The organism is Nonomuraea sp. B1E8, assembly GCF_039871515.1.
Taxonomy (GTDB): Bacteria; Actinomycetota; Actinomycetes; order Streptosporangiales; family Streptosporangiaceae; genus Nonomuraea.
This window is the reverse complement of sequence record NZ_JBDPLS010000001.1, coordinates 702,136-722,698: the sequence shown is the minus strand read 5'-3', so window position 1 is coordinate 722,698 and position 20,563 is coordinate 702,136. Positions and strand designations below refer to the sequence as shown.

General features: G+C 69.9%; 19 protein-coding genes. 13 read left to right on the top strand and 6 right to left on the bottom strand.

Annotated features, from left to right (window positions below; genetic code table 11):
- The first annotated feature begins 113 nt into the window (after nt 1–113).
- Nucleotides 114–380: a hypothetical protein gene (locus ABGA98_RS03250; RefSeq protein ID WP_347616656.1), complete on the top strand. Its 267-nt coding sequence runs from the start codon at nt 114–116 to the stop codon at nt 378–380.
- Here ABGA98_RS03250 and ABGA98_RS03245 read toward each other — a convergent pair.
- Both ABGA98_RS03245 and ABGA98_RS03240 read right to left on the bottom strand, forming a co-directional pair.
- A complete protein-coding gene (locus tag ABGA98_RS03245) occupies nt 262–1,134 on the bottom strand; it encodes a MurR/RpiR family transcriptional regulator (protein ID WP_347616655.1) in 873 nt (290 codons plus the stop codon). The genes ABGA98_RS03250 and ABGA98_RS03245 overlap by 119 nt on opposite strands.
- The gene (locus ABGA98_RS03240; RefSeq protein ID WP_347616654.1) at nt 1,119–2,561 is read right to left on the bottom strand and encodes a glycoside hydrolase family 3 N-terminal domain-containing protein; all 1,443 of its coding nucleotides are present in this window, start codon (nt 2,559–2,561) and stop codon (nt 1,119–1,121) included. The genes ABGA98_RS03245 and ABGA98_RS03240 overlap by 16 nt, the downstream gene beginning before the upstream one ends.
- Before the next feature lie 88 nt (nt 2,562–2,649).
- On the opposite strand from ABGA98_RS03240, the gene ABGA98_RS03235 reads away from it, so the two are divergent.
- A complete protein-coding gene (locus tag ABGA98_RS03235) occupies nt 2,650–4,179 on the top strand; it encodes a family 10 glycosylhydrolase (protein WP_347616653.1) in 1,530 nt (509 codons plus the stop codon).
- A gap of 181 nt (nt 4,180–4,360) precedes the next feature.
- On the opposite strand, the gene ABGA98_RS03230 is transcribed toward ABGA98_RS03235, so the two are convergent.
- Nucleotides 4,361–5,005 carry an FHA domain-containing protein gene (locus ABGA98_RS03230; RefSeq protein ID WP_132504575.1) on the bottom strand — a complete coding sequence of 215 codons (645 nt, stop codon included), beginning with the start codon at nt 5,003–5,005 and terminating at the stop codon, nt 4,361–4,363.
- A 239-nt stretch (nt 5,006–5,244) separates the two neighbouring features.
- Between ABGA98_RS03230 and ABGA98_RS03225 the strand changes: the two genes are divergently transcribed.
- The 7 genes from ABGA98_RS03225 to ABGA98_RS03195 all read left to right on the top strand — a co-directional run bounded on the left by ABGA98_RS03225 (nt 5,245) and on the right by ABGA98_RS03195 (nt 12,427).
- Nucleotides 5,245–6,366, top strand: coding sequence for a citrate/2-methylcitrate synthase (locus ABGA98_RS03225; RefSeq protein ID WP_347616652.1), 1,122 nt, complete (start codon nt 5,245–5,247; stop codon nt 6,364–6,366).
- A gap of 67 nt (nt 6,367–6,433) precedes the next feature.
- Nucleotides 6,434–6,733 carry a DUF3017 domain-containing protein gene (locus tag ABGA98_RS03220; protein WP_347616651.1) on the top strand — a complete coding sequence of 100 codons (300 nt, stop codon included), beginning with the start codon at nt 6,434–6,436 and terminating at the stop codon, nt 6,731–6,733.
- 53 nt (nt 6,734–6,786) lie between these two features.
- Nucleotides 6,787–8,004: an NADP-dependent isocitrate dehydrogenase gene (locus ABGA98_RS03215; RefSeq protein ID WP_347616650.1), complete on the top strand. Its 1,218-nt coding sequence runs from the start codon at nt 6,787–6,789 to the stop codon at nt 8,002–8,004.
- Between the two features lie 113 nt (nt 8,005–8,117).
- Nucleotides 8,118–8,726, top strand: a complete 609-nt coding sequence (locus ABGA98_RS03210) for a TetR/AcrR family transcriptional regulator (RefSeq protein WP_347616649.1) — start codon at nt 8,118–8,120, stop codon at nt 8,724–8,726.
- A gap of 238 nt (nt 8,727–8,964) precedes the next feature.
- Nucleotides 8,965–9,975: an aldo/keto reductase gene (locus ABGA98_RS03205; protein ID WP_347616648.1), complete on the top strand. Its 1,011-nt coding sequence runs from the start codon at nt 8,965–8,967 to the stop codon at nt 9,973–9,975.
- On the top strand, nt 9,972–11,198 hold the full coding sequence (locus ABGA98_RS03200; RefSeq protein WP_347616647.1) for an SGNH/GDSL hydrolase family protein: 1,227 nt from the start codon (nt 9,972–9,974) through the stop codon (nt 11,196–11,198). Before ABGA98_RS03205 ends, ABGA98_RS03200 begins: the two co-directional genes overlap by 4 nt.
- 200 nt (nt 11,199–11,398) lie before the next feature.
- Entirely contained in the window at nt 11,399–12,427 is a 1,029-nt protein-coding gene (locus ABGA98_RS03195; RefSeq protein WP_347616646.1) for a polysaccharide deacetylase family protein, read from the top strand.
- A gap of 24 nt (nt 12,428–12,451) precedes the next feature.
- Here ABGA98_RS03195 and ABGA98_RS03190 read toward each other — a convergent pair whose 3' ends face one another.
- A complete protein-coding gene (locus tag ABGA98_RS03190) occupies nt 12,452–13,582 on the bottom strand; it encodes a saccharopine dehydrogenase NADP-binding domain-containing protein (protein WP_347616645.1) in 1,131 nt (376 codons plus the stop codon).
- Between the two features lie 158 nt (nt 13,583–13,740).
- Here ABGA98_RS03190 and ABGA98_RS03185 point away from each other — a divergent pair, with 158 nt between their 5' ends.
- Together ABGA98_RS03185 and ABGA98_RS03180 are read left to right on the top strand one after the other, a co-directional pair.
- On the top strand, nt 13,741–15,834 hold the full coding sequence (locus ABGA98_RS03185; RefSeq protein WP_347616644.1) for a serine/threonine-protein kinase: 2,094 nt from the start codon (nt 13,741–13,743) through the stop codon (nt 15,832–15,834).
- A gap of 58 nt (nt 15,835–15,892) precedes the next feature.
- Nucleotides 15,893–16,879 carry a malate dehydrogenase gene (locus ABGA98_RS03180; RefSeq protein WP_347616643.1) on the top strand — a complete coding sequence of 329 codons (987 nt, stop codon included), beginning with the start codon at nt 15,893–15,895 and terminating at the stop codon, nt 16,877–16,879.
- Nucleotides 16,880–16,958: 79 nt separating this feature from the next.
- On the opposite strand, the gene ABGA98_RS03175 is transcribed toward ABGA98_RS03180, so the two are convergent.
- Both ABGA98_RS03175 and galE read right to left on the bottom strand, forming a co-directional pair.
- Nucleotides 16,959–17,159 (bottom strand): hypothetical protein, encoded by a 201-nt coding sequence (locus tag ABGA98_RS03175; RefSeq protein ID WP_347616642.1) that lies wholly within the window; start codon nt 17,157–17,159, stop codon nt 16,959–16,961.
- Between the two features lie 34 nt (nt 17,160–17,193).
- Nucleotides 17,194–18,144 (bottom strand): UDP-glucose 4-epimerase GalE, encoded by a 951-nt coding sequence (gene galE / locus ABGA98_RS03170; protein WP_347616641.1) that lies wholly within the window; start codon nt 18,142–18,144, stop codon nt 17,194–17,196.
- 86 nt (nt 18,145–18,230) lie between these two features.
- Here galE and ABGA98_RS03165 point away from each other — a divergent pair, with 86 nt between their 5' ends.
- Both ABGA98_RS03165 and trpS read left to right on the top strand, forming a co-directional pair.
- Entirely contained in the window at nt 18,231–19,544 is a 1,314-nt protein-coding gene (locus ABGA98_RS03165) for a hemolysin family protein (RefSeq protein WP_347616640.1), read from the top strand.
- Between the two features lie 14 nt (nt 19,545–19,558).
- Nucleotides 19,559–20,563 carry a tryptophan--tRNA ligase gene (gene trpS, locus ABGA98_RS03160; protein WP_347616639.1) on the top strand — a complete coding sequence of 335 codons (1,005 nt, stop codon included), beginning with the start codon at nt 19,559–19,561 and terminating at the stop codon, nt 20,561–20,563.

Sequence of the window (20,563 nt, the reverse complement as noted above, 5' to 3'; positions counted from 1 at the left end):
GAGGATGAACGCCACCGTCGCCGCCGGCCTGAGCCCGGTCATGACGAACGGGAGCGCGGTCGGCCACACCAGGTGCCTGATCCGCGCCGATCCGTGACCGCTCCGGCAGTACGGTGGCGGCGGTGAACGTCTCGACGCACACCAGCCGTACGAGCATGCAGGCGGCCCAGCGCGGCCTCCTGCCGCCACTGCTGGCCACGGGCCGCCAAAATCGAGGCGGACCTGGCCTCCCTGCCGACCGCCCGCGCCTGACCGGACCGATCAGCGGGCGCGGTAGCGGTCGGTGGCCTCCCTGGTGGCGCGGATGGCCGCGTCGGCCCTGTCGTAGGTGCGCTGCGCCAGCCCCACGAAGATGCAGTCGACGATCAGCAGCTGGCTGATCCGGCTGGCCAGCGCGCCGGGCCGGAAGGCCGTCTCGCGGCCCGCCGACACCAGCGTGTGGTGCGCCATCCCGGCCAGCGACGAGCGGGGGTTGTTGGTGATCCCGACGATCATCGCGCCCGTCTCGGCGGCCGTCCTGGCGGGGACGAGCACGTCGGGCGTCTCGCCGCTGCAGCTGATCGCCACCGCCACGTCGCCTTTCCCGAGCAGCGCCGCGCTGGTCAGGGCCAGGTGCGCGTCGCTGAACGGATGGCTGGACAGCCCGATCCGCAGCAGCTTCTGCGACATGTCGGCGGCTACCAGGCCGGAGGCGGCCACGCCGTACACGTCGACGCGCCGGGCCGTCGCGATGGCCTGCACGATCTCACCCAGCTGGTCGGGGTCGAGCTGCGCCGCCGTGTCGGCCAGCGCCTCCGACTCGGCGCGCGCGACCTTGGCGATCACGTCGGTCAGCGGGTCGTCGGGCCCGAGATCGCCCGGCACCAGCCGCTCGGGCTCCTTGGCGACGGCCGCGGCCAGCGCGAAGCGCATCTGCGAGTATCCGGCGAACCCGAGCGCCCGCGCCGTGCGGACGATCGTCGCCTCGCTGGTGCCGGAGACGGCGCTGAACTCGGTGATCGTGCTCCGCACGACCAGCCCGGGATCGTCGAGGATGATGCGGGCGATGGACTGTGCGGCGGGGGTGAGCGACGGCAGCACGGCGCGTACGGCCGCGACCGGGTTCGCCGGCTCGGCGCTCAACGAAGCAGCCATTCCGCCGCCGCGAGGGCGGACACGCGCGAGATGCCGTGGGTCGCCACATGGGTGAACCCGTGGGTGGCGCCGTCGGGCGGGGCGGGGATGCCGGTGTCGACCACGATCGCGTCGGGCCTGAGCGCGAGGGCCCTGGCCACGGTCTCCCGCACCCAGGCGTGCCGGGCGGCGTCGTGCACCACCAGCACGACCGGCCGTTCGTCGAAGGGCGGTAGCTCGCCCTGCGGCTCCATCTGCACCCTGGCCGTGTTCGGCAGCAGGGAGGCCAGTGCGGCCGTGACGCCGGTCGGCGTGGCCGGGTCGACCGCCTTGCTGAAGCGGGTGTTGACCTCGACGACCAGCGGCCCGCGGTCGAGCGCGGGGGTGCCGGAGGTGGTGAGCGCCGCCCTGGCGGCCTCCAGGCCGACGCCCTCGTCGACGTCGCCGCGGGCCTTGTCGCGCAGCTCCGTGCGGGCGGCGTACCAGCCGGCGAGCGCGCGGACCCGGGCGGCGGCCTCCGCCAGGCGCTCCTCCTGCAGCCTCCCCTCGCGCACCGCGGCCACGATCGCGTCGCGGATCTCGTGCAGGCTGTCCTCGGTGGACAACCCCACGCAGATCGCGTCCACGCCCGCGTCGAGCGCGCGCACCGCGATCTCGCCGGGGCCGAACATGTCGGCCACCGCCTGCATCTCGATCGCGTCGGTGACGAGCATCCCGTCGAAACCGAGCTCGCCCCTCAGGAGCTCGGTCAGGATGGTACGGCTGAGCGTCGCCGGCATTGACGGATCGAGGGCGGGGATGAGCAGGTGGCCCGACATGACGGAGCGCACCCCGGCGTCGATCGCGGCGCGGAAGGGCGGGAGGTCGCGTTCGTAGAAGACCTCGCGCGAGGCGTGCACGGTGGGCAGCGCCAGGTGGGAGTCGGTGACCGTGTCGCCGTGCCCGGGGAAGTGCTTGGCGCAGGCGGCCACGCCGGCGCCCTGCACGCCGTTGACGTAGGCGACGGTGTGGCGGGTGACCAGGTCGGGCGTCGCGCCGAACGAGCGCACGCCGATCACCGGGTTGGCCGGGTCGGAGTTCACGTCGGCGGAGGGCGCGTAGTCGAGGGTGATGTCGAGGTCGGCGAGCATCCTGCCGATCTGCCGGCCCACCCGTTCGGTGAGCGTCACGTCGTCGACCACGCCCAGCGCCCGGTTGCCGGGGAAGGAGCTGCCGTTCGTGACCTCGAGCCGGGTGACCGCGCCGCCCTCCTCGTCGATCGCCACGACCGTGTCCGGGTTTTCGGCGCGGAAGTGCCGTACGAGCTGCGCGTCGATGGCGTTGCGGGCGAACAGCACCACGCCGCCAAGACCTTCGCCCAGCGCCCGGCGCAGCCAGTCGGGGGTGGAGGTCCCCTCGTACCCCGGATGCAGCACCGTCATCGCCAGTCTGTACAGGTCACCGCTCATCGGCATTTTCCTTCACGATTGTTGATCTGAAGGTAATTTTCTGTCATTGTCGCCCTCGACACAACCACTTCCGAGAGGCCACCCCCCGATGCCCAGCAGAAGGACTCTCCTGAAGGGCTTAGCCCTCGCCGCCGCCTCCGCCGTCCCGCTGCCCGCCTACGCGTCGACGAACGGCCACATCCCGCCGCTGCGCCAGATGCGCGGCATGTGGATCGCCTCCGTGGTCAACATCAACTGGCCCTCGAAGCCGGGGCTGACCGCGGACGAGCAGAAGGCCGAATATCTCGCCTGGCTGGACGTGGCCGTGCAGCGCAAGCTCAACTCGGTGTTCGTGCAGATCAGGCCGACCGCTGACGCGTTCTGGCCGTCGCCGTTCGAACCCTGGTCACAGTATCTGACCGGGACGCAAGGGCAGGATCCCGGCTACGACCCGCTCGGGTTCGCCGTGGAGGAGACCCACAAGCGCGGCCTGGCCTTCCACGCGTGGTTCAACCCCTACCGCGTCTCGATGCAGGACGACCCGGCCAAGCTGCACCCCGACCACCCCGGGCGCAAGCACCCCGACTGGATCCTGCCGTTCGGCGGGAAGCTCTACTACAACCCCGGCATGCCGGAAGTGCGGAAGTTCTGTCAGGACGCCATGATGGACGCGGTCACCCGCTACGACATCGACGGCCTCCACTTCGACGACTACTTCTACCCGACCAACACCACGGCCTTCGACGACAGCGCCGCCTTCGCCGAGCACGGCGCCGGCTTCCCCGACCTGGCCTCCTGGCGGCGCAACAACGTCGACCTCATGGTCCAGGAGATGCAGCAGCGGGTGCTGGAGTCCAAGCCGGAGATCGCGTGGGGCATCAGCCCGTCCGGCATCTGGCGCAACAAGGCCAGCGACCCGCTCGGCTCCGACACCAACGGCGGCCAGTCGTACGACAACCTGCACGCCGACACCCGCGGCTGGGTCAAGAAGGGCTGGCTCGACTACATCGCCCCGCAGCTCTACTGGTACATCGGGCAGCCGCCGGCCGACTACTCCAAGCTCGTGCCCTGGTGGTCGGACGTCGCCGCGGGCACGAAGACGCAGCTGTGGATCGGCCAGGCCGCCTACAAGGCCGGCGACCCCGCCCAGGCGGCGGAGTGGCAGGCGCCGGACGAACTGTCCAGGCACCTGACCCTCAACAGGGACCACCCCGAGATCGGCGGCGACATCTGGTACAACGCCAACGACGTCAAGGTCGACAGGATCGCCTCCATCTCGACCGCGGTCGACGAGCACTACCGGCGGCCCGCGCTGGCGCCCGTGCTGCCCAGGCTCGCCAAGGGGGAGCCGCCGCGCCGGCCGGTGCTGGCGTACGCGCTGCGCCGCCACGGCGGGGTCGAGGTGCGGGCGGTGGCGACCGGCCGGGACGAGCCGTTCCTGTTCGCTGTCTTCCGCTTCGACGGGAACGCGCGGTCCAGCGACTTCGCCGACGCGCGCCACCTGGTGGCCGTCGTGCCCGGCGACCGGGAGGTGCGCTGGACCGACCCCGACGGCGGACGCGGCGACCACTACTATGTGGTGGCGGTCGACCGTGCCAACAGGACCAGCAAGCCCAGCAACGGCTTCCGGGTGATCTGAGCCGGTTCGCGAACGTGCTGCGCCCGTACGTGTCGCCGGCCGGTCATCCGGCCGGCGATCACCCGGCACGCCCCGCCCGAGTGCATGCCCTCGCCACCGCTCGTGAAGGTTCCGATGCCGCCGGAACCCCTCGCCGTGGCCCCGGTCGCGATCCGGTCTACGCAGGTGGCCTTTCAGGCACCTAAGAAGCCCTCCGCCCAGCGGGCGACGGCTGCTCGGCGGCTCCCGACGACCTCTGCGGCGGCACCACGGGGGTCGGGCGCACCAGTCCGAGCGCGACGACCTCGTTGGCCAGCCGCGTGCGCCGGTTGGTGCCCTCGGGAATCCTGAACTTCTGGTAGAGCCGCAGCAGATGCTGCTTGACCGCGGCCTCGGTCACGACCAGGTCGTCGGCGATCTCGCGTGCGGTCGCCGGGGCGACGAACGCCTCGTCCGACAGCGCCGGCCTGCAGAGCGAGGTCAGCACATCGACCTCGCGCCTGGTCAGCTCGGGCGCTGCCGCCCTGCGCAGCTCGACCTCAGGGGTGAAGTCCTCACGGGGGACTCCACCGATGCGACCCCGGGCCGCGCCGAAGGAGACGACGTCGCCGTCGTCAAGGACCCTCCGGGCGATCGGCCTGCCGTTCACCCGTGTGCCGTTCCTGGACAGCCCCAGGTCGACGACATACAGGTAGGGTCCTCGTCTGACGAACTCGGCATGGAGTCGAGACACGCTGGGGTCGGTGAGCCGGATGTCCACACCCCGGCCCCTCCCCACCGTCGTGATCTCGGGGCGCAAGGGGACCACCTCGCCGGTGTCCTCGATGCGTATGAACGGCCCCTCCACTGGCGGTTCCTCCCCTGGGTTGACGCAGCGTATGAACGGCACGCCTACTCCTGGGCACGGCAGTTCCTCCCCAGGTAGCCCGCCGTAACTATTACTACAGCTCCGGCTTACCCAAACGAGGGGATGCGGAATCTCCTTTGCTGAAAGGAGAATCCGACGTGAAATTGGTCTGGACCTTTGAAGTCGGTTTTGCCTGCTCACGGGTAGACTCCGAGGGAAGATAAGCGGAGGAAACACCCATGGCGGACAAGCCCACGAAAGGTCTGGCCGATGTCGTCGCCGCGTCCACAGCGCTGAGCGACATCGACGGAAAGGCCGGCCGGCTCTTCTACCGTGGATACGACATCCACGACCTGGCCGGCCGTGCGACGTTCGAGGAGACCGCACACTTGCTGCAGCGCGGCAAGCTGCCCGACCGGGCCGAGCTCGACGCGTACGGCGCCGAGCTGGCGCGCGGCAGGGAGCTCGGTGCCCTGGTCTCGGCGAACATCGCCGAAATCGCCGAGAAACAGAAACCCATGGAGGCGCTGCGCTCGCTGGTCTCGCTGTCGGGCGCCGACGACCCGGACAAGGACTCCATCACCCCGGACGCCAACCTGCGCAAGGCCGCCCGGCTGACCGCGCAGCAACCCCTCCTGGTCGCCCGCTTCCACGCCGCCCGCAGCGGCGGGAGCGTTCCCGACCCCGACTCCTCGCTGGGCATCGCCGCGAACTTCCTGCTCCAGGTGACCGGTCGCACTCCCGACCCCCGTGAGGTCGAGATCTTCGACGAGTGCCTGGTGCTGCACGCCGACCACACCATGAACGCCTCCACGTTCGCCGCCCGCGTGTGCGCCGCGACCCTGTCGGACATGCACTCCGCCATCGTCGCCGCCATCGGCACCCTCAAGGGGCCGCTGCACGGCGGGGCGAACGAGCAGGTCATGAAGACCCTGGAGTCGTTGACGCCCGGCAGCGTGGCCCAGGCCGTACGCGACAAGCTCGCGGCCGGCGAGAAGATCATGGGCTTCGGCCACCGCGTCTACAAGACCGAGGACCCGCGCGCCACCCACCTGCGCAGGATGTCCGCCGAACTGGCCGGGGCGTCCGGGGACGACACCTACTACCGGATGTCCAAGGAGATGGAGGAGGTCGTCTTCGAGACGAAGGGCCTCTATCCGAACGTCGACTTCTACGCCGCGTCCGTCTACCACTACCTGGGCATCCCGACCGACCTGTTCACGCCGGTCTTCTCCATCAGCCGCATGTCCGGCTGGACCGCCCATGTCATCGAGCAGCACGCCGACAACCGGCTCATCCGCCCGGACAGCGAGTACATCGGGGAGACGGACCAGAAGTGGAAGCCGGTCGACGAGCGGTGAGCCGGGTGAGCCGGGCCGGGGAGAATGTGACCATCAACAGGTGCTGATGTGACTGTGAGCGGATGCGTTGAGCCAGGGGACTGAACGCGAGAGCTGGGGACCGTACCCGCTGATCCTGGTGGGTGCGGTCACAGGCGTGCTCGTGACCTACTTCGTGGACCTGCGCTGGGGCGGGTTCACCATGGGCGCCGTCATCATGGTCGCCGCCGCCCTCCGCTTCGCCGGGTACGGCGGGCAACTGTCCGTGCGGAGCAGGCGGACCGACGTCATCACGCTGTCGGTCTTCGGCTTCGTGCTGGTGCTGACCTCGCTGCTGCTGTACAACAACGAGCTGAAGGCGCTGATCCTGTCCCTTTTAGCCCGGTGACTTGACGGTCCGATAGCCTCAACGCATCACATCATTGAAGGGGAACCATTCGCATGCCCAAGATCAAGGTGGAGGGTCCCGTCGTCGAGCTTGACGGCGACGAGATGACCCGGATCATCTGGCAGTTCATCAAGGACCAGTTGATCCTTCCCTACCTCGATGTCGATCTGAAGTACTACGACCTCGGCATCGAGCATCGGGACGCGACGGACGACCAGGTCACCATCGACGCCGCCAACGCCATCAAGCAGCACGGCGTCGGCGTGAAGTGCGCCACCATCACCCCGGACGAGGCGCGGGTCGAGGAGTTCGGCCTCAAGAAGATGTGGAAGTCCCCCAACGGGACCATCCGCAACATCCTCGGCGGCGTCATCTTCCGCGAGCCGATCATCATGTCCAACGTGCCGCGGCTCGTCCCCGGCTGGACCAAGCCGATCGTCGTCGGCCGTCACGCCTTCGGCGACCAGTATCGCGCCACCGATCTGAAGATCCCCGGCGAGGGCACGCTCACCCTGACGTTCACGCCGAAGGACGGCTCCGAGCCGATCGAGATCGACGTGTACGACTTCCCCGGCAGCGGCATCGCGATGGCGATGTACAACCTGGACGAGTCGATCCGCGACTTCGCCCGCGCGTCGATGCGCTACGGCCTGGCCCGCAACTACCCGGTCTACCTCTCGACGAAGAACACGATCCTCAAGGCGTACGACGGCCGCTTCAAGGACATCTTCGCCGAGATCTACGAGTCGGAGTTCAAAGCCGACTTCGAGAAGGCCGGCCTCACCTACGAGCACCGCCTCATCGACGACATGGTCGCGGCGGCGCTGAAGTGGGAGGGCGGCTACGTCTGGGCGGCGAAGAACTACGACGGCGACGTGCAGTCCGACACGGTGGCGCAGGGCTTCGGCTCGCTCGGCCTGATGACCTCGGTGCTGATGACCCCCGACGGCCGCACCGTAGAGGCGGAGGCCGCGCACGGCACCGTGACCCGCCACTACCGCCAGCACCAGCAGGGCAAGCCGACCTCCACCAACCCGATCGCCTCGATCTTCGCGTGGACGCGCGGCCTGGCCCACCGGGGCAAGCTCGACGGCACCCCCGCCGTGATCGACTTCGCCGACAAGCTGGAGCAGGTCTGCGTCGAGACCGTCGAGGGCGGCCAGATGACCAAGGACCTCGCGCTCCTGGTCGGCGGCGACGCCCAGTGGCTGACCACCCAGGACTTCCTGGCGGCGCTGGACGAGAACCTCAAGAAGAAGATGTCCGCCTAGCCGGACACGGCCCCTGCCGCGGCTTCGCCGCGTGGCGGGGGCCGTTTTGTGTGGCGCCTAAACGGGCCCATAGTCCCGTTACGATGGAACTCCGGTCCCGATAGGAGTCAGTCATGGCCACCGCGCCGCAGCCCGGCACCGTCCGCCCTGGTGGGCGCACTGCGCGCGTCCGCGAAGCCGCCCTTCGGGCGGCGGGTGACGTGCTGGCCGAGAAGGGCTTCGACGCCCTCGACCTGGCGGAGATCGCACGCGGCGCGGGGGTCGGCAAGACCACCGTCTACCGGCGTTGGCGCACGCCCGGCGCGCTCGTGGCCGACCTTCTCGACGACATGGCCGAACAGTCCCTGCCCCGCGCCCGCACCGGCAGCGTCGACGACGACCTGCGCGCGAACGCCCGCCTGGTCGTCAAGACCCTCACCGATCCCCGCCAAGGACGGCTCTTCAAAGCGCTGATCGCCGCCTCCCTGTGCGACGAGCACGCCGCCCGGGCCCTGCGCCGCTTCTACGCCGTCCGCATCGACGAGTGGGCCGGCTGCGTCATGGACGGCATCGAACGAGGCGAACTGCCCGCGGGGACGGACCCCCGCCGAGTGATCGCCGACGTCTCCGCCCCGCTCTACTACGCCCTCCTCAACACCGGGGAGCCGCTGGACGACGCCGCGGCCGACCGCGCGGCAGCCGCGGCCCTGGCCATCGCGCGCGCCGGGGTCGCAACAGGCTGACCACGGCAGGTTCGCTCACCTCGACGGGCCCGCCCGGGCGGCTCCCTGAGCTCGCTCCCTTGGCCGCCGCGCTCCACGGCATATGCGTGTGGCCGCCCTTTCCTTGGTCCATGCCTCGATCTAATGGAACTCGGGTCCCGTTAGTGTGCTACGGTGCTAACAGAACTGGAGACCCGTTAAGGATGGGGTGCGCATGGAGTATCGACAGCTGGGAGCGTCCGGACTGAAGGTTCCGGCGTTGAGTTTCGGAACAGGCACCTTCGCGGGCAAGGGCCCGCTGTTCGGCGCGTGGGGCACCACCGATGTGACCGAGGCCAGGCGGCTGGTGGACATCTGCCTCGACGCCGGCGTCACCATGTTCGACACCGCCGACGTCTACTCCGACGGCGCGTCCGAAGAGGTGCTGGGGCAGGCGATCAAGGGCCGCCGCGAGCGCGTGCTCATCTCGACGAAGGCGGGCCTGCCGATGGGGGACGGCCCCGGCGACGCGGGCACCTCACGGCCGCGCCTCATCAAGGTGGTCGACGACGCGCTGCGCCGCCTGGGCGCCGGCCACATCGACCTGTTCCAGTTGCACGCCTTCGATGCGTACACCCCCGTCGAGGAGGTGCTGTCCACCCTGGACGACCTGGTCAGGGCCGGGAAGCTGCGCTATGTGGGCGTGTCCAACTTCTCCGGCTGGCAGCTGATGAAGTCGCTGGCGGTGGCGGACGAGTACGGTTACCCGCGCTACGTGGCCAACCAGGTCTACTACTCGCTCATCGGCCGCGACTACGAGTGGGAACTGATGCCCCTCGGCCACGACCAGGGTGTCGGCGCCCTGGTGTGGAGCCCGCTCGGCTGGGGCCGCCTCACCGGCAGGATCCGGCGCGGACAGCCGCTGCCCGAGCACAGCCGGCTGCACCAGACCGCCTCCTTCGGCCCGCCGGTCGACGACGAGCACCTCTACACTGTGGTGGACGCGCTGGAGGAGATCGCCGAGGAGACCGGTAAGTCCGTGCCGCAGGTCGCGCTCAACTGGCTGCTGCAGCGCCCGACCGTCTCCTCGGTCATCATCGGCGCCCGCAACGAGGAACAACTCCGCCAGAACCTCGGCGCGGTCGGCTGGGATCTCTCCGCCGGCCAGGTCGCCAGGCTCGACCAGGCGAGCACCAGGACCGCGCCCTACCCCTACTTCCCCTACCGCCGCCAGGAGGGCTTCGCCCGCCTCAACCCTCCGATGGAAACCCTGCTCAAGGAAGCGAAATGAACGTCCCAGCCAGGCGACTCGGCCTGTTCGCGGCCGCCCTGGCCGTCGTGCTCTCCACCGGAACCGCCCACGCCGACCGCGCGCCCGAATGGTCGGGAGCCTGGTCGGCCTCGCCCCAGGCGCCGAGCACGGGCTTCGCGCCGAACTGGTCGGAGCACGGGTTCGACGGTGAGACGATCCGCCAGGTCGTCCGGGTGAGCGCGGGCGGCGCCGCGGTACGCGTCCGGCTGTCCAACGAGTACGGCAAAGCGCCACTGAAGGTGGCCGGGGCCACGATCGCCAGGACGGTGAAGGGCGCGGACGTGAAGGACGTCCGGCCGCTCACGTTCGGCGGCGAGCCGTCGACCACGATCGCGGCTGGCCGGCGCGTCGCCACGGACGCGGCCCGCCTGCGGGTCAAGCCCTTCGAGTCGGTCGCCGTCACGCTCTACCTGTCCGGACGGACCGGCCCGGCGACCTTCCACGCGCAGGGCTACGCCACCACCTACCGGGCGGACGGCGACCACCGGGCCGACCGTGACGGTGCGGCGTTCATGGACACGACCGTCTCCTGGTATTACCTGACCGACGTGGAGGTCGACGGTGGCCCGCCGGCCAGGGACGCGGTCGTGACCCTGGGCGACTCGATCACGGATGGCTTCGGCTCCACCACCGATGCGAACAACCGTTTCTCCGACGAGCTGGCCGAGCACCTGAAGCGGCCGGTGCTGAACCAGGGCATCGGAGGCAACCGCGTGCTCACCGATTCGGCGTGGTACGGCGAGCGGGCGTTGGACCGGCTCCGGCGGGACGTGCTGTCCAAGCCGGACGTGGGCACGCTCTTCGTGCTCGAAGGCATCAACGACATCGGCTTCAGCGACTGGGCCGGCGAGGCGACAGCCGTTCCGCGGACGCGGGTGAGCGCCGCCCAGCTCATCGAGGGGCACCGGGCGCTGATCAAACGTGCCCACGCCAAGGGCATCAAGGTGGTCGGGGCGACGCTCCTGCCGTACAAGGGCTCGCAGTATTTCACGGCCCGCGGCGAACGTGTCCGCGACGCTCTCAACACCTGGATCCGCACCTCCGGCGCCTACGACGCGGTCGTCGACTTCGACAAGATCATGGCCGATCCGGCGGACCCGGACCAGATCAACCCGGTCTACGACAGCGGCGACAAACTGCACCCCGGGGATGCCGGATATCGGGTCATGGCCGAGGCCGTCGACCCGCGCATCCTGGGCTGAAGCCCGCCCGTGGCGCGCACGACGACCCCTGCCCGCAGCCACGCCGCAGGCAGGGGCTGTTCCACGTCTCCCCGGGAGTTCCAGACCATTTCTTGACGGTGGCGGGCGCGTGGCGTAATTGATCACCTGGGTATGGACCTCCCTGTAGGTACACATTCCGCTACCTACCGTAACGGTCGTACGTGTCTTGGGGGGTTCGGATGCGACTGGGAATTCTGGGCGGGCTGGGACTGATCGCCGCGGTCGCGATGGTGTCCGGTTGTGACTCGCCGCCCGACACCGCCAAGCTGGCGGACAACAAGGCCGACGCCGCCACCAAGGTCAAGGTCGGCAAGGCGGCCAAGGCCAAGGCCGCGGCCGCCGTGAAGGCGAACGAGCTGGGGCAGATCCCGGTGCTGATGTTCCACCGGGTCATCCCCAAGCCGACCTCGACGGACGACCGGACGCCGCAGCAGTTCCGCGCGGACCTGGAGCGGCTGGTCAAGGAGGGGTACGTGCCGATCACGGCCGCCGAGATGGTGTCCGGCAAGATCGACATTCCGGCCGGCAAACATCCCGTGGTCCTGACCTTCGACGACTCCTCACCCTCGCAGCTCACCCTGAACCAGATGGGCGTGCCGCAGAAGGACACCGCCGTCGAGATCCTGCTCGACGTGGCCGCCAAGAACCCGGGCTTCCGCCCGGTCGCCACCTTCTACGTGACCCGCGACATGTTCGGCAAGAGCACCCCCGAGGAGCAGGCGCAGATGCTGCTCTGGCTGAAGAACCACAATTTCGAGATCGGCAACCACACCCGCGACCACCTCAACCTGCGCGGGCTCACGCACGAGAAGGTCGAGGAGCAGATCGGCTCGATCGCCAAGCAGGTCGGCACGTTGTCCTCGGTCAAGCCGGCCACGATCTCCCTGCCGTACGGCAACCAGCCGCGCAAGAAGCAATGGGCCATGCGGGGCAAGCACTTCAAGCACCAGGGGGCGTTCCTGGCCGGCTACACGCCCGCCCAGGCCCCGTTCAGCAAGTCGTTCGACCCCACCGGCATCCCGCGGATCAAGGTCATGGAGAAGAAGGGCGACTGCAAGCAGTTCTGCTCGCACGCGTGGCTCGACTGGCTCAAGAACAACCCGGACATGCGCTACACCTCGGACGGGGACCCGCGGACGGTCGCGTACCCGAAGTACAAGGCGCCGTACCTGCGGAAGTCGTTCCTCACGTCGAGCCTGCCGTACTGAGGGCCGGGGCCGGCCGGCGCGGCGTCACCCCGATCGCGTGGTGAAGGCGATGCCGGCCGCCCGCAGCCGGTCGATGAGCGGCCGGCCCATGGCCGAGGCGGTCGTGAGCTGGCCCGCGAGGTCGGGCACGTCGTCGAAGGCCAGGCAGAGCGCCGACTCGGCGAGCATCTTGGCGGTCTCGTCGTAGCCGGGGTCGCCGCCCGCGACCTCCGTGACGACCCGCTCGCCGCCGCCCTCGCCCAGGAACGTGACCTTGAACCAGCTCTTCGCGCGCTGCTCGGGCGACGGGCCCTCGCCGGGTTTCACGCGGCTCTGGAGCCAGCCGCGTACGGCGGGGACCTGGGAGAGCATCGCGAACACCCCCGCGCCCGCCACGACCGCCAGCGCGGCCGGGAGGGTCTTGACGGCGAGGTGCTGGCGGTAGGCGAAGTCGGGGCCGTAGCGGTCGAGGAGGCGGGCCGAGCGGCCGACGATGCGCGGGTCGACGGTGGGCATCGGGAGCGCCCAGCCGCCCACGTAACGCAGGCCGCCCGCCCTGCCGCTCACCCTGCGGCCGAGGGGCCCGTCCTCGGCGGAGCGGCGACGGGCGCCGGCCTCGGCCGCCTGCCTGGCCCGCCCGACGATGGACATCGCGCTGGTCAGCGTGCCGCCGGAGAAGCGCGCGTTGGCCCGCAGGAAGGCGCTGACCGTCAGCGGGACGTCCTTGGGCAGCTGGGAGACGGTGTAGAGGGTGCCGAGGTCGAAAACGATCGAGTCGAAGCCGCAGGCGTGCACGATCTTGGCTCCGCTGCTGACGGCCCGGTCGTGGTGGCGGACGTAGACCCGGTCCACGAACTCCGGCTCGCCCGTGAGGTCGAGGTAGTGGGTGCCGGCGTCGGCGCACGCGGCGACGAGCGGCTCGCCGTACATGATGTAGGGGCCTACCGTGGTGGCCAGGACGCGCGTCTGGCGGGCCAGCTCGGCCAGCGAGCCGGCGTCCGTGGCGTCGGCGAGCAGGATGGGTACGTCGAGCCCGAGACGCTCCAGCTTGGCCCGGTCGCGTCCGGCCAGCGCCCACCGCGTGCCGGGGCCGGCGGCGCGGGCGAGATAGGCGGCGGTGAGGGCGCCGGTGAACCCGCTCGCACCGAAAAGTACGATGTCGTAGGGACGGTCCATGATCAGCGGCTCCTGGTGATCGTCTGCTGCACATTCGACCGTGCCCATGGCCACGCCGGCGAACCCCCCAAGGTCTCGAAGGCTTAACAAATCCCTGGGAAGTGGCTGGGCGTCGTAAAGTTTGCGTCGTTGGGGTCAAGCACACGTGGGGATGACGAATGCCGCGAATCGCACCGTTGGTGGCCGGCGATCCCGACCACCTGGGGTCGTTCCGGCTGTCCGGACGGGTCGGAGAAGGCGGTCAGGGCATCGTCTACCTCGGCGTCAACGACGAGGGCGAGCGTGCGGCCATCAAGCTGCTGCACGTGAAGTTCAGCGGCGACACCATCGCCCGGTCGCGGTTCGCCAGGGAGCTGAAGGCCGCGCAGCGGGTGGCGTCGTTCTGCACCGCCAGGGTGATCGAGGCCGACCTCGACGGTGACACCCCGTACATCGCCAGCGAGTACATCGAGGGCAAGGCGCTGCGGGACCTCGTCGAGACCGACGGGCCGCTCACCGGCACGGCGCTCGACCGCCTCGCCATCGGCACCGCCACCGCGCTCACCGCCATCCACCACGCCTCGATCATCCACCGCGACTTCAAGCCCGACAACGTGCTGATCGCCGCCGACGGGCCGCGCGTGGTCGACTTCGGCATCGCCCGCATCATCGACTCCACCGGCACGATCACCAGCCGGGCCATCGGCACGCCCGCCTACATGGCGCCCGAGCAGATCGCGGGCGATGACATCGGCCCCTACACCGACGTGTTCTCGTGGGGGGCGACCATCGCCTTCGCGGCGACGGGAGAGACCGTCTTCGAGGGCAAGTCGATCGCGGTGGTGCTCAACCGGATCCTCAACCACGAGGTCGACGTCGACATGATGCCGGAGCCGCTGCGCAGCGTGGTGAGCTCGGCGCTGGCCAAGTCGCCGGCCGAGCGGCCCTCGGCCGACCAGATCCTGCTGCGGCTGCTCGGGCAGTCGTCCACGGCTGGGGCGTCCACGGCCGTGCTCACCAAGGGCGTGCAGCTGGCGGGCGACGACACGACGCCGTTCATCCGGGTGTCGGCGGGGTCGATCACCGACCACCCCAGCCGGCGGGCCTCCGCCGTACCGACCCACGGGCCGTCCCACGGCACGGGCCATCAGACCGGTTCCGGCCAGCACGCCGGCACGGCCTGGCCCGCGGTGAAACACGCCGCGACGGGGACGGAAACGGGCGCGGGGACCGGCACAGGCACAGGCACGGGGACCGGCACGGGGACAGGGCACGCCGCGACGGGGCCTCAGAGCGGGGCTGGGCAGGAGACGGCGCCTCCCGGCGAGTCCGGGCCGCCCCCGGGCGAGACGGAGCCGTCTGAGGGCGGCGGGACGCCGTACCCTGCGGAGAAGCTCGCCTCTCACGGCCGGCGCCGGTGGGTGAAGGCAGGGGTCGCGGCTGCCGCCGCGCTCGTCCTCGTCGCGGCCGCCGCGGTGGCGGTGACGATGAACGGCTGGCTGTCATTGCCCTTCGGCGGCACGGTGGAGCAGACGGTCGACCCCTCCGGCCCGAGCGTGGTGGACAAGGTGGCCGGCACCGGGCGGATCGTGATCGGCGTGCGGGGCGACCTGCCCGGCGTCGGCCTGCGCAACGGCGACGGTTTCGACGGCTTCGACGTCGACATCGCCAGAGAGCTCGCCGCGGAGCTCGGCGCGAAGGAGACGAAGTTCGTCCAGGTCAGCAGGGGTGACAGGGCCGACGCGCTGGAGAAGGGCCAGGTCGACCTCGTCGTGGCCGCGTACTCCATCGACAAGGGCAGGACACAGTTCGCCGGCCCCTATTACCTGGCGCACCGCGACCTGCTGGTGCGCGCGGACAGCGACCACGACACGATCGCCGACCTCAAGGGCGAGAAGGTCTGCGCCCCGAGCAGCTCGTCCCTCGGTGAAGTGCAGGACAAGGTGGCGGTCGAGCCGGTGCCGGCCAGCGACTACGCCGCCTGCATGGACCTGCTCAGAAGCGGCAAGGTCGCCGCGGTGCCGGGGGAGGACGTGATCCTGGCCGGATTCGCGCAGCGCGAGAGCATGCGCTACAAGATCCTCGGCGCCAAGCTCAACAACGAGCGTTACGCGGTCGGCATCAGGAACGGCGACGTGAAGACCTGTAAGGCGGTCAAGGCCGTCATCGCCGACCTCTACGCCAGGGGTGTCGTCAAGCGGCTCCTGACCAGCAGGTTCGGTAGGGTCGATTTCGAAATGGAGCTGAAGGTACCCGCGATGGAAACCTGTTGATGACGTGCGGGTAACATCCCGAAGGTCAACGAATCGTCCTGCGAGTTAGGGGAAGGCCATGGCGTCGTCAGCCACTGCGCCCGTCAAGGTGACCGTCACCGGAGCAGCCGGCCAGATCGGCTACGCGCTGCTGTTCCGCATCGCGTCGGGGCAGCTGCTCGGCGCCGACGTCCCGGTCAGGCTGAGCCTGCTGGAGATCCCGGCGGCGGTGAAGGCGGCCGAGGGCACCGCGATGGAGCTCGACGACTGCGCGTTCCCGCTGCTGTCCGGCATCGAGATCACCGACGATCCCAACGTCGCGTTCGCGGGCGCCAACGTCGCCCTGCTGGTCGGCGCCATGCCGCGGAAGGCCGGCATGGAGCGCGGTGACCTGCTCGGCGCCAACGGCGGCATCTTCGGCCCTCAGGGCAAGGCGATCAACGACCACGCCGCCGACGACGTCAGGGTCCTGGTCGTGGGCAACCCGGCCAACACCAACGCGCTCATCGCCCAGCGCAACGCGCCCGACGTGCCCGCCGACCGCTTCACGGCGATGACCAGGCTCGACCACAACCGCGCGCTGTCGCAGCTGGCCGCCAAGCTCCAGGTGCCGGTCACCGAGATCAAGAAGATGACGATCTGGGGCAACCACTCCGCCACCCAATACCCTGACCTGTTCCACGCCGAGGTGGGCGGCAAGGTCGCGGCCGAGCAGGTCGACGGCGACTGGCTGCGTGACACGTTCATCCCGACGGTGGCCAAGCGCGGCGCCGCGATCATCGAGGCGCGCGGCGCCTCCTCGGCCGCCTCGGCGGCCAACGCCGCGATCGACCACGTCTACGACTGGGTCAACGGCAGCGAATGGACGTCGGCGGCCGTGGTCTCCGACGGCTCCTACGGCGTGCCCGAGGGGCTCATCTCGTCGTTCCCCGTGCGCGCGGCCGGCGGCGCGTTCGAGATCATCCAGGGTCTCGAGATCGACGCGTTCTCCCGCGAGCGCATCGACGCCAGCGTGCGCGAGCTGGAGGAGGAGCGCGACGCGGTGACGTCGCTGGGCCTCATCTGAGCGGTAGGCACCGCCCGAACGCGAAACGCGCGCCCTCGTCGTCACGGGGGCGCGTTCGCGTTCATGGGGGCCCGCCCGGCTACGGGCAGGCCGCGGTGGGTACGGCGGGTGCGGCGGGCACGGACTGGATCGACGGCACGGGCAGGATCGCCGGCGTGGGCTGCAGGGCGGGCGCCGGCTGCGACGTCGCGAACAACACGCCGGCGGCGGCCATCAGGCTGCCCGCCACGACGAGGGCACCGTAGAGCAGCTTCGTGACCCTTGGTGAAAAGCTCCTCACGTTTCGGTATCTCAGCACATATCGCGCCTCCATATCAGGTGTTTGGCGAAAGCGCTCTCCAGGCATCGGAGACGATGTCGCCCAACGCCGCCCGCTCGGCCTTCCAGCCCAACTCGCGCTGGACCTTCGCGGACGAGGCGACCAGCACGGCCGGGTCGCCGGGCCGGCGGTCGCCGACGACGACGGGGATCTCGTGGCCGGTGACCTCGCGGCAGACCGAGATCACCTCCTGGACGCTGAAGCCGGTGCCGCTGCCCAGGTTGTAGATCTTGTGCTCGCCCGGCGTGATCGCGCCGAGCGCCAGCAGGTGCGCCCTGGCCAGGTCGGACACGTGGATGTAGTCGCGCACGCAGGTGCCGTCGGGCGTCGGGTAGTCGGAGCCGAACACGCTCACGGAGTCGCGCTCGCCGGTCGCGACCTTCAGGACGTTGGGGATGAGGTGGGTCTCGACCGTGTGCCGCTCGCGGTAGCGGCCGTGGGCGCCGGCCACGTTGAAGTAGCGCAGGCTCACCGCGCCCAGGCCGCGCACCTGCGCGAACGCGGTCAGCGCGGTGTCGACGGCCAGCTTGGAGGCGCCGTAGGGGTTGGTCGGGCGGGTCGGGTCGCTCTCCTGGATCGGGGAGCGCTCGGGCTCGCCGTACGTGGCCGCGGTCGAGGAGAACACGATCCTGTCCACGCCCTTGTCCCGCATGGCGTCGAGCAGGGCCAGCGTGCCGCCGAGGTTGTTGCCCCAGTAGAGTCCGGGCTTGGCCACCGACTCGCCGACCAGCGACTTGGCCGCGAAGTGCAGCACCGCGTCGGCGCCGTCGAGCGCGTCGTGCGCGCGGGCGATGTCCGCCCGGACGAATCGGGCGCCCTCCGGCACCGCGTCCTCGTGCCCGGTCGACAGGTCGTCGAGTACGGTCACCTCGTGGCCCGCCTCGACGAGTTGCGCCGCGACGACGCTGCCGACGTATCCGGCACCACCCGTGACCAGCAGCCTCATGTTCACTCCTGTTCAAATATGTTTGATTTTGTACGGCTTGCCGTTCAGCATACGCGGGAAAGCGGCCGAGTACGCTGCCAACCACCATGTTTGACACCGTCGCGGCCAACATCGCCCTGGTTCTGCTGTTCATTCTGATCGGCGGCTTCTTCGCCGCCGCCGAGATAGCGATGGTGTCCCTGAGGGACAGTCAGGTACGCCAGATCTCACAGCGGGGTCGTAGGGGCGAGCGTGTGGCCAAGCTCGCCCGCGATCCCAACCGTTTCCTGTCCGCCGTGCAGATCGGCGTCACGGTGGCCACCATGTTGTCGGCCGCGTTCGGCGCCGACCGGCTGGCCGCCCAGCTCGTGCCCGTGCTCGAAGGGTGGCGGGTGCCCGAGGCCGTCGCCCCCGTCATGTCGCTCGTGCTGGTGACGCTGGCCATCTCGTACGTGTCGCTCGTGCTGGGGGAGCTGGCCCCCAAGCGGCTGGCGCTGCAGCGGGCCGAGGGCCTGTCGTTGTACGTGGCGCCGTTCCTCGACCGGCTCGCCGCCCTGTCGCGCCCGATCATCTGGGCGCTGTCCAAGTCCACCGACGTCGTGGTCCGGCTGCTCGGAGGCAATCCCAAGGCCGACAGGGAGGAGGTCACCACCGAGGAGCTGCGCGAGATGGTGGTCGGCCACACCGACCTGACCGCCGACGAGCGCAAGCTGATCGCGGAGGTGTTCGCCGCGGGCAAGCGGCAGCTCAGGGAGGTGATGCTGCCGCGTACGGAGGTGGAGTTCATGGAGGCGGACACGCCGCTGGACGACGCCGCCCGCCTGGCCGCCACGCTCCCGCACTCGCGCTTCCCCGTCTACCGCGAGTCGTACGACGAGGTGGTCGGGTTCGTGCACGTGCGTGACCTGCTCGACCCCGAGCTGGCCGGGCGGAGCGAGCCGATCAGCGCGGTCGTGCCGATCAGGGCGGCCAAGTTCGTGCCCGCGTCCAAGCGGCTGCTCACCACGCTCAACGAGATGCGCGCGGAGGGCCAGCACCTGGCCATCGTGGTGGACGAGTACGGCGGCACGGCGGGCATCGTCACCCTGGAGGACCTGGTCGAGGAGCTGATCGGCGACATCAGGGACGAGTACGACGTGGAGGAGGACGTCGTGGTCCTGCCCGCGGGCGAGATCGAGATCGACGGCCTGACGAACCTCAACGACTTCGCCACCGAGACCGGCATCCGGCTGCCGGACGGCCCCTACGAGACGCTGGCCGGGTTTGTCATGGCCATGCTGGGGCACGTGCCCGTCGTCGGGGAGAAGGTGGAGGTGCTGGGCTTCGAGATGAGCGTCACCGAGCTCGACGGCCGCCGTATCGCCAGGGTACGCGTGAAACGCCGTCCGGTCGTCGAGTCGCCGCCCGACCAGGATTCCTGACACAATTGCCTGCTATGGCCAGACCTCGTGTACTCTCCGGCATCCAGCCCACAGCGGACTCCTTCCACCTGGGCAACTACCTGGGTGCGGTCCGCCAGTGGGTCACCTTGCAGGAGACCCACGACGCGTTCTACTGCGTGGTCGATCTCCACGCGATCACTGTGCCGACCGAGCCCGACGCGCTGCGCCGCCGCAGCCGCGTGGCCGCCGCGCAGCTCTTCGCCGCCGGCCTCGATCCCGAGCGGTCGACCGTCTTCGTGCAGTCGCACGTGCGCGAGCACAGCGAGCTCGCCTGGATCCTCAACTGCCTCACCGGGATGGGCGAGGCGGCCAGGATGACCCAGTTCAAGGACAAGTCCGCCAAGTTCGGGGAGAGCGCCGCGAGCGTCGGCCTGTTCACCTACCCGATCCTGCAGGCGGCCGACATCCTGCTCTACCAGGCCGACCGCGTGCCGGTGGGCGCCGACCAGAAGCAACATCTCGAGCTCACCCGCGACCTCGGCGGGCGCTTCAACCACCGGTACGGCGTGACGTTCAGGCTGCCGGAGCCGTACATCCTGAAGGAGGTCGAGAAGATCACCGACCTGCAGGACCCGACGGCGAAGATGTCCAAGTCGTCCTCCAGCCCGGCCGGCATCCTCGACGTCCTGGAGCAGCCGGGCCCGCTGCGCAAGAAGGTCATGCGCGCGGTGACCGACACCGGCTCCGAGGTGCTGTTCGACGAGGAGAGCAAACCGGGCATCAGCAACCTGCTGCGCATCCAGTCGGCGCTGACCGGAACGTCCATCCCCGACCTGGTGGCCCGCTACGAGGGGCAGGGCTACGGCACGTTCAAGAAGGACGTGGCCGAGGCGGTCGTGGAGGCGTTCGCGCCGATCAGGGAGCGCACGGAGAAGCTGCTGTCCGACGAGAAGGAGCTCGACCGGATGCTCGCCATCGGCGCCGAGCGCGCGTCGGCGGTGGCCAGGGAGACGATGGCCCAGGTCCGCGACCGGGTCGGCTTCCTGCCCACGACGTAG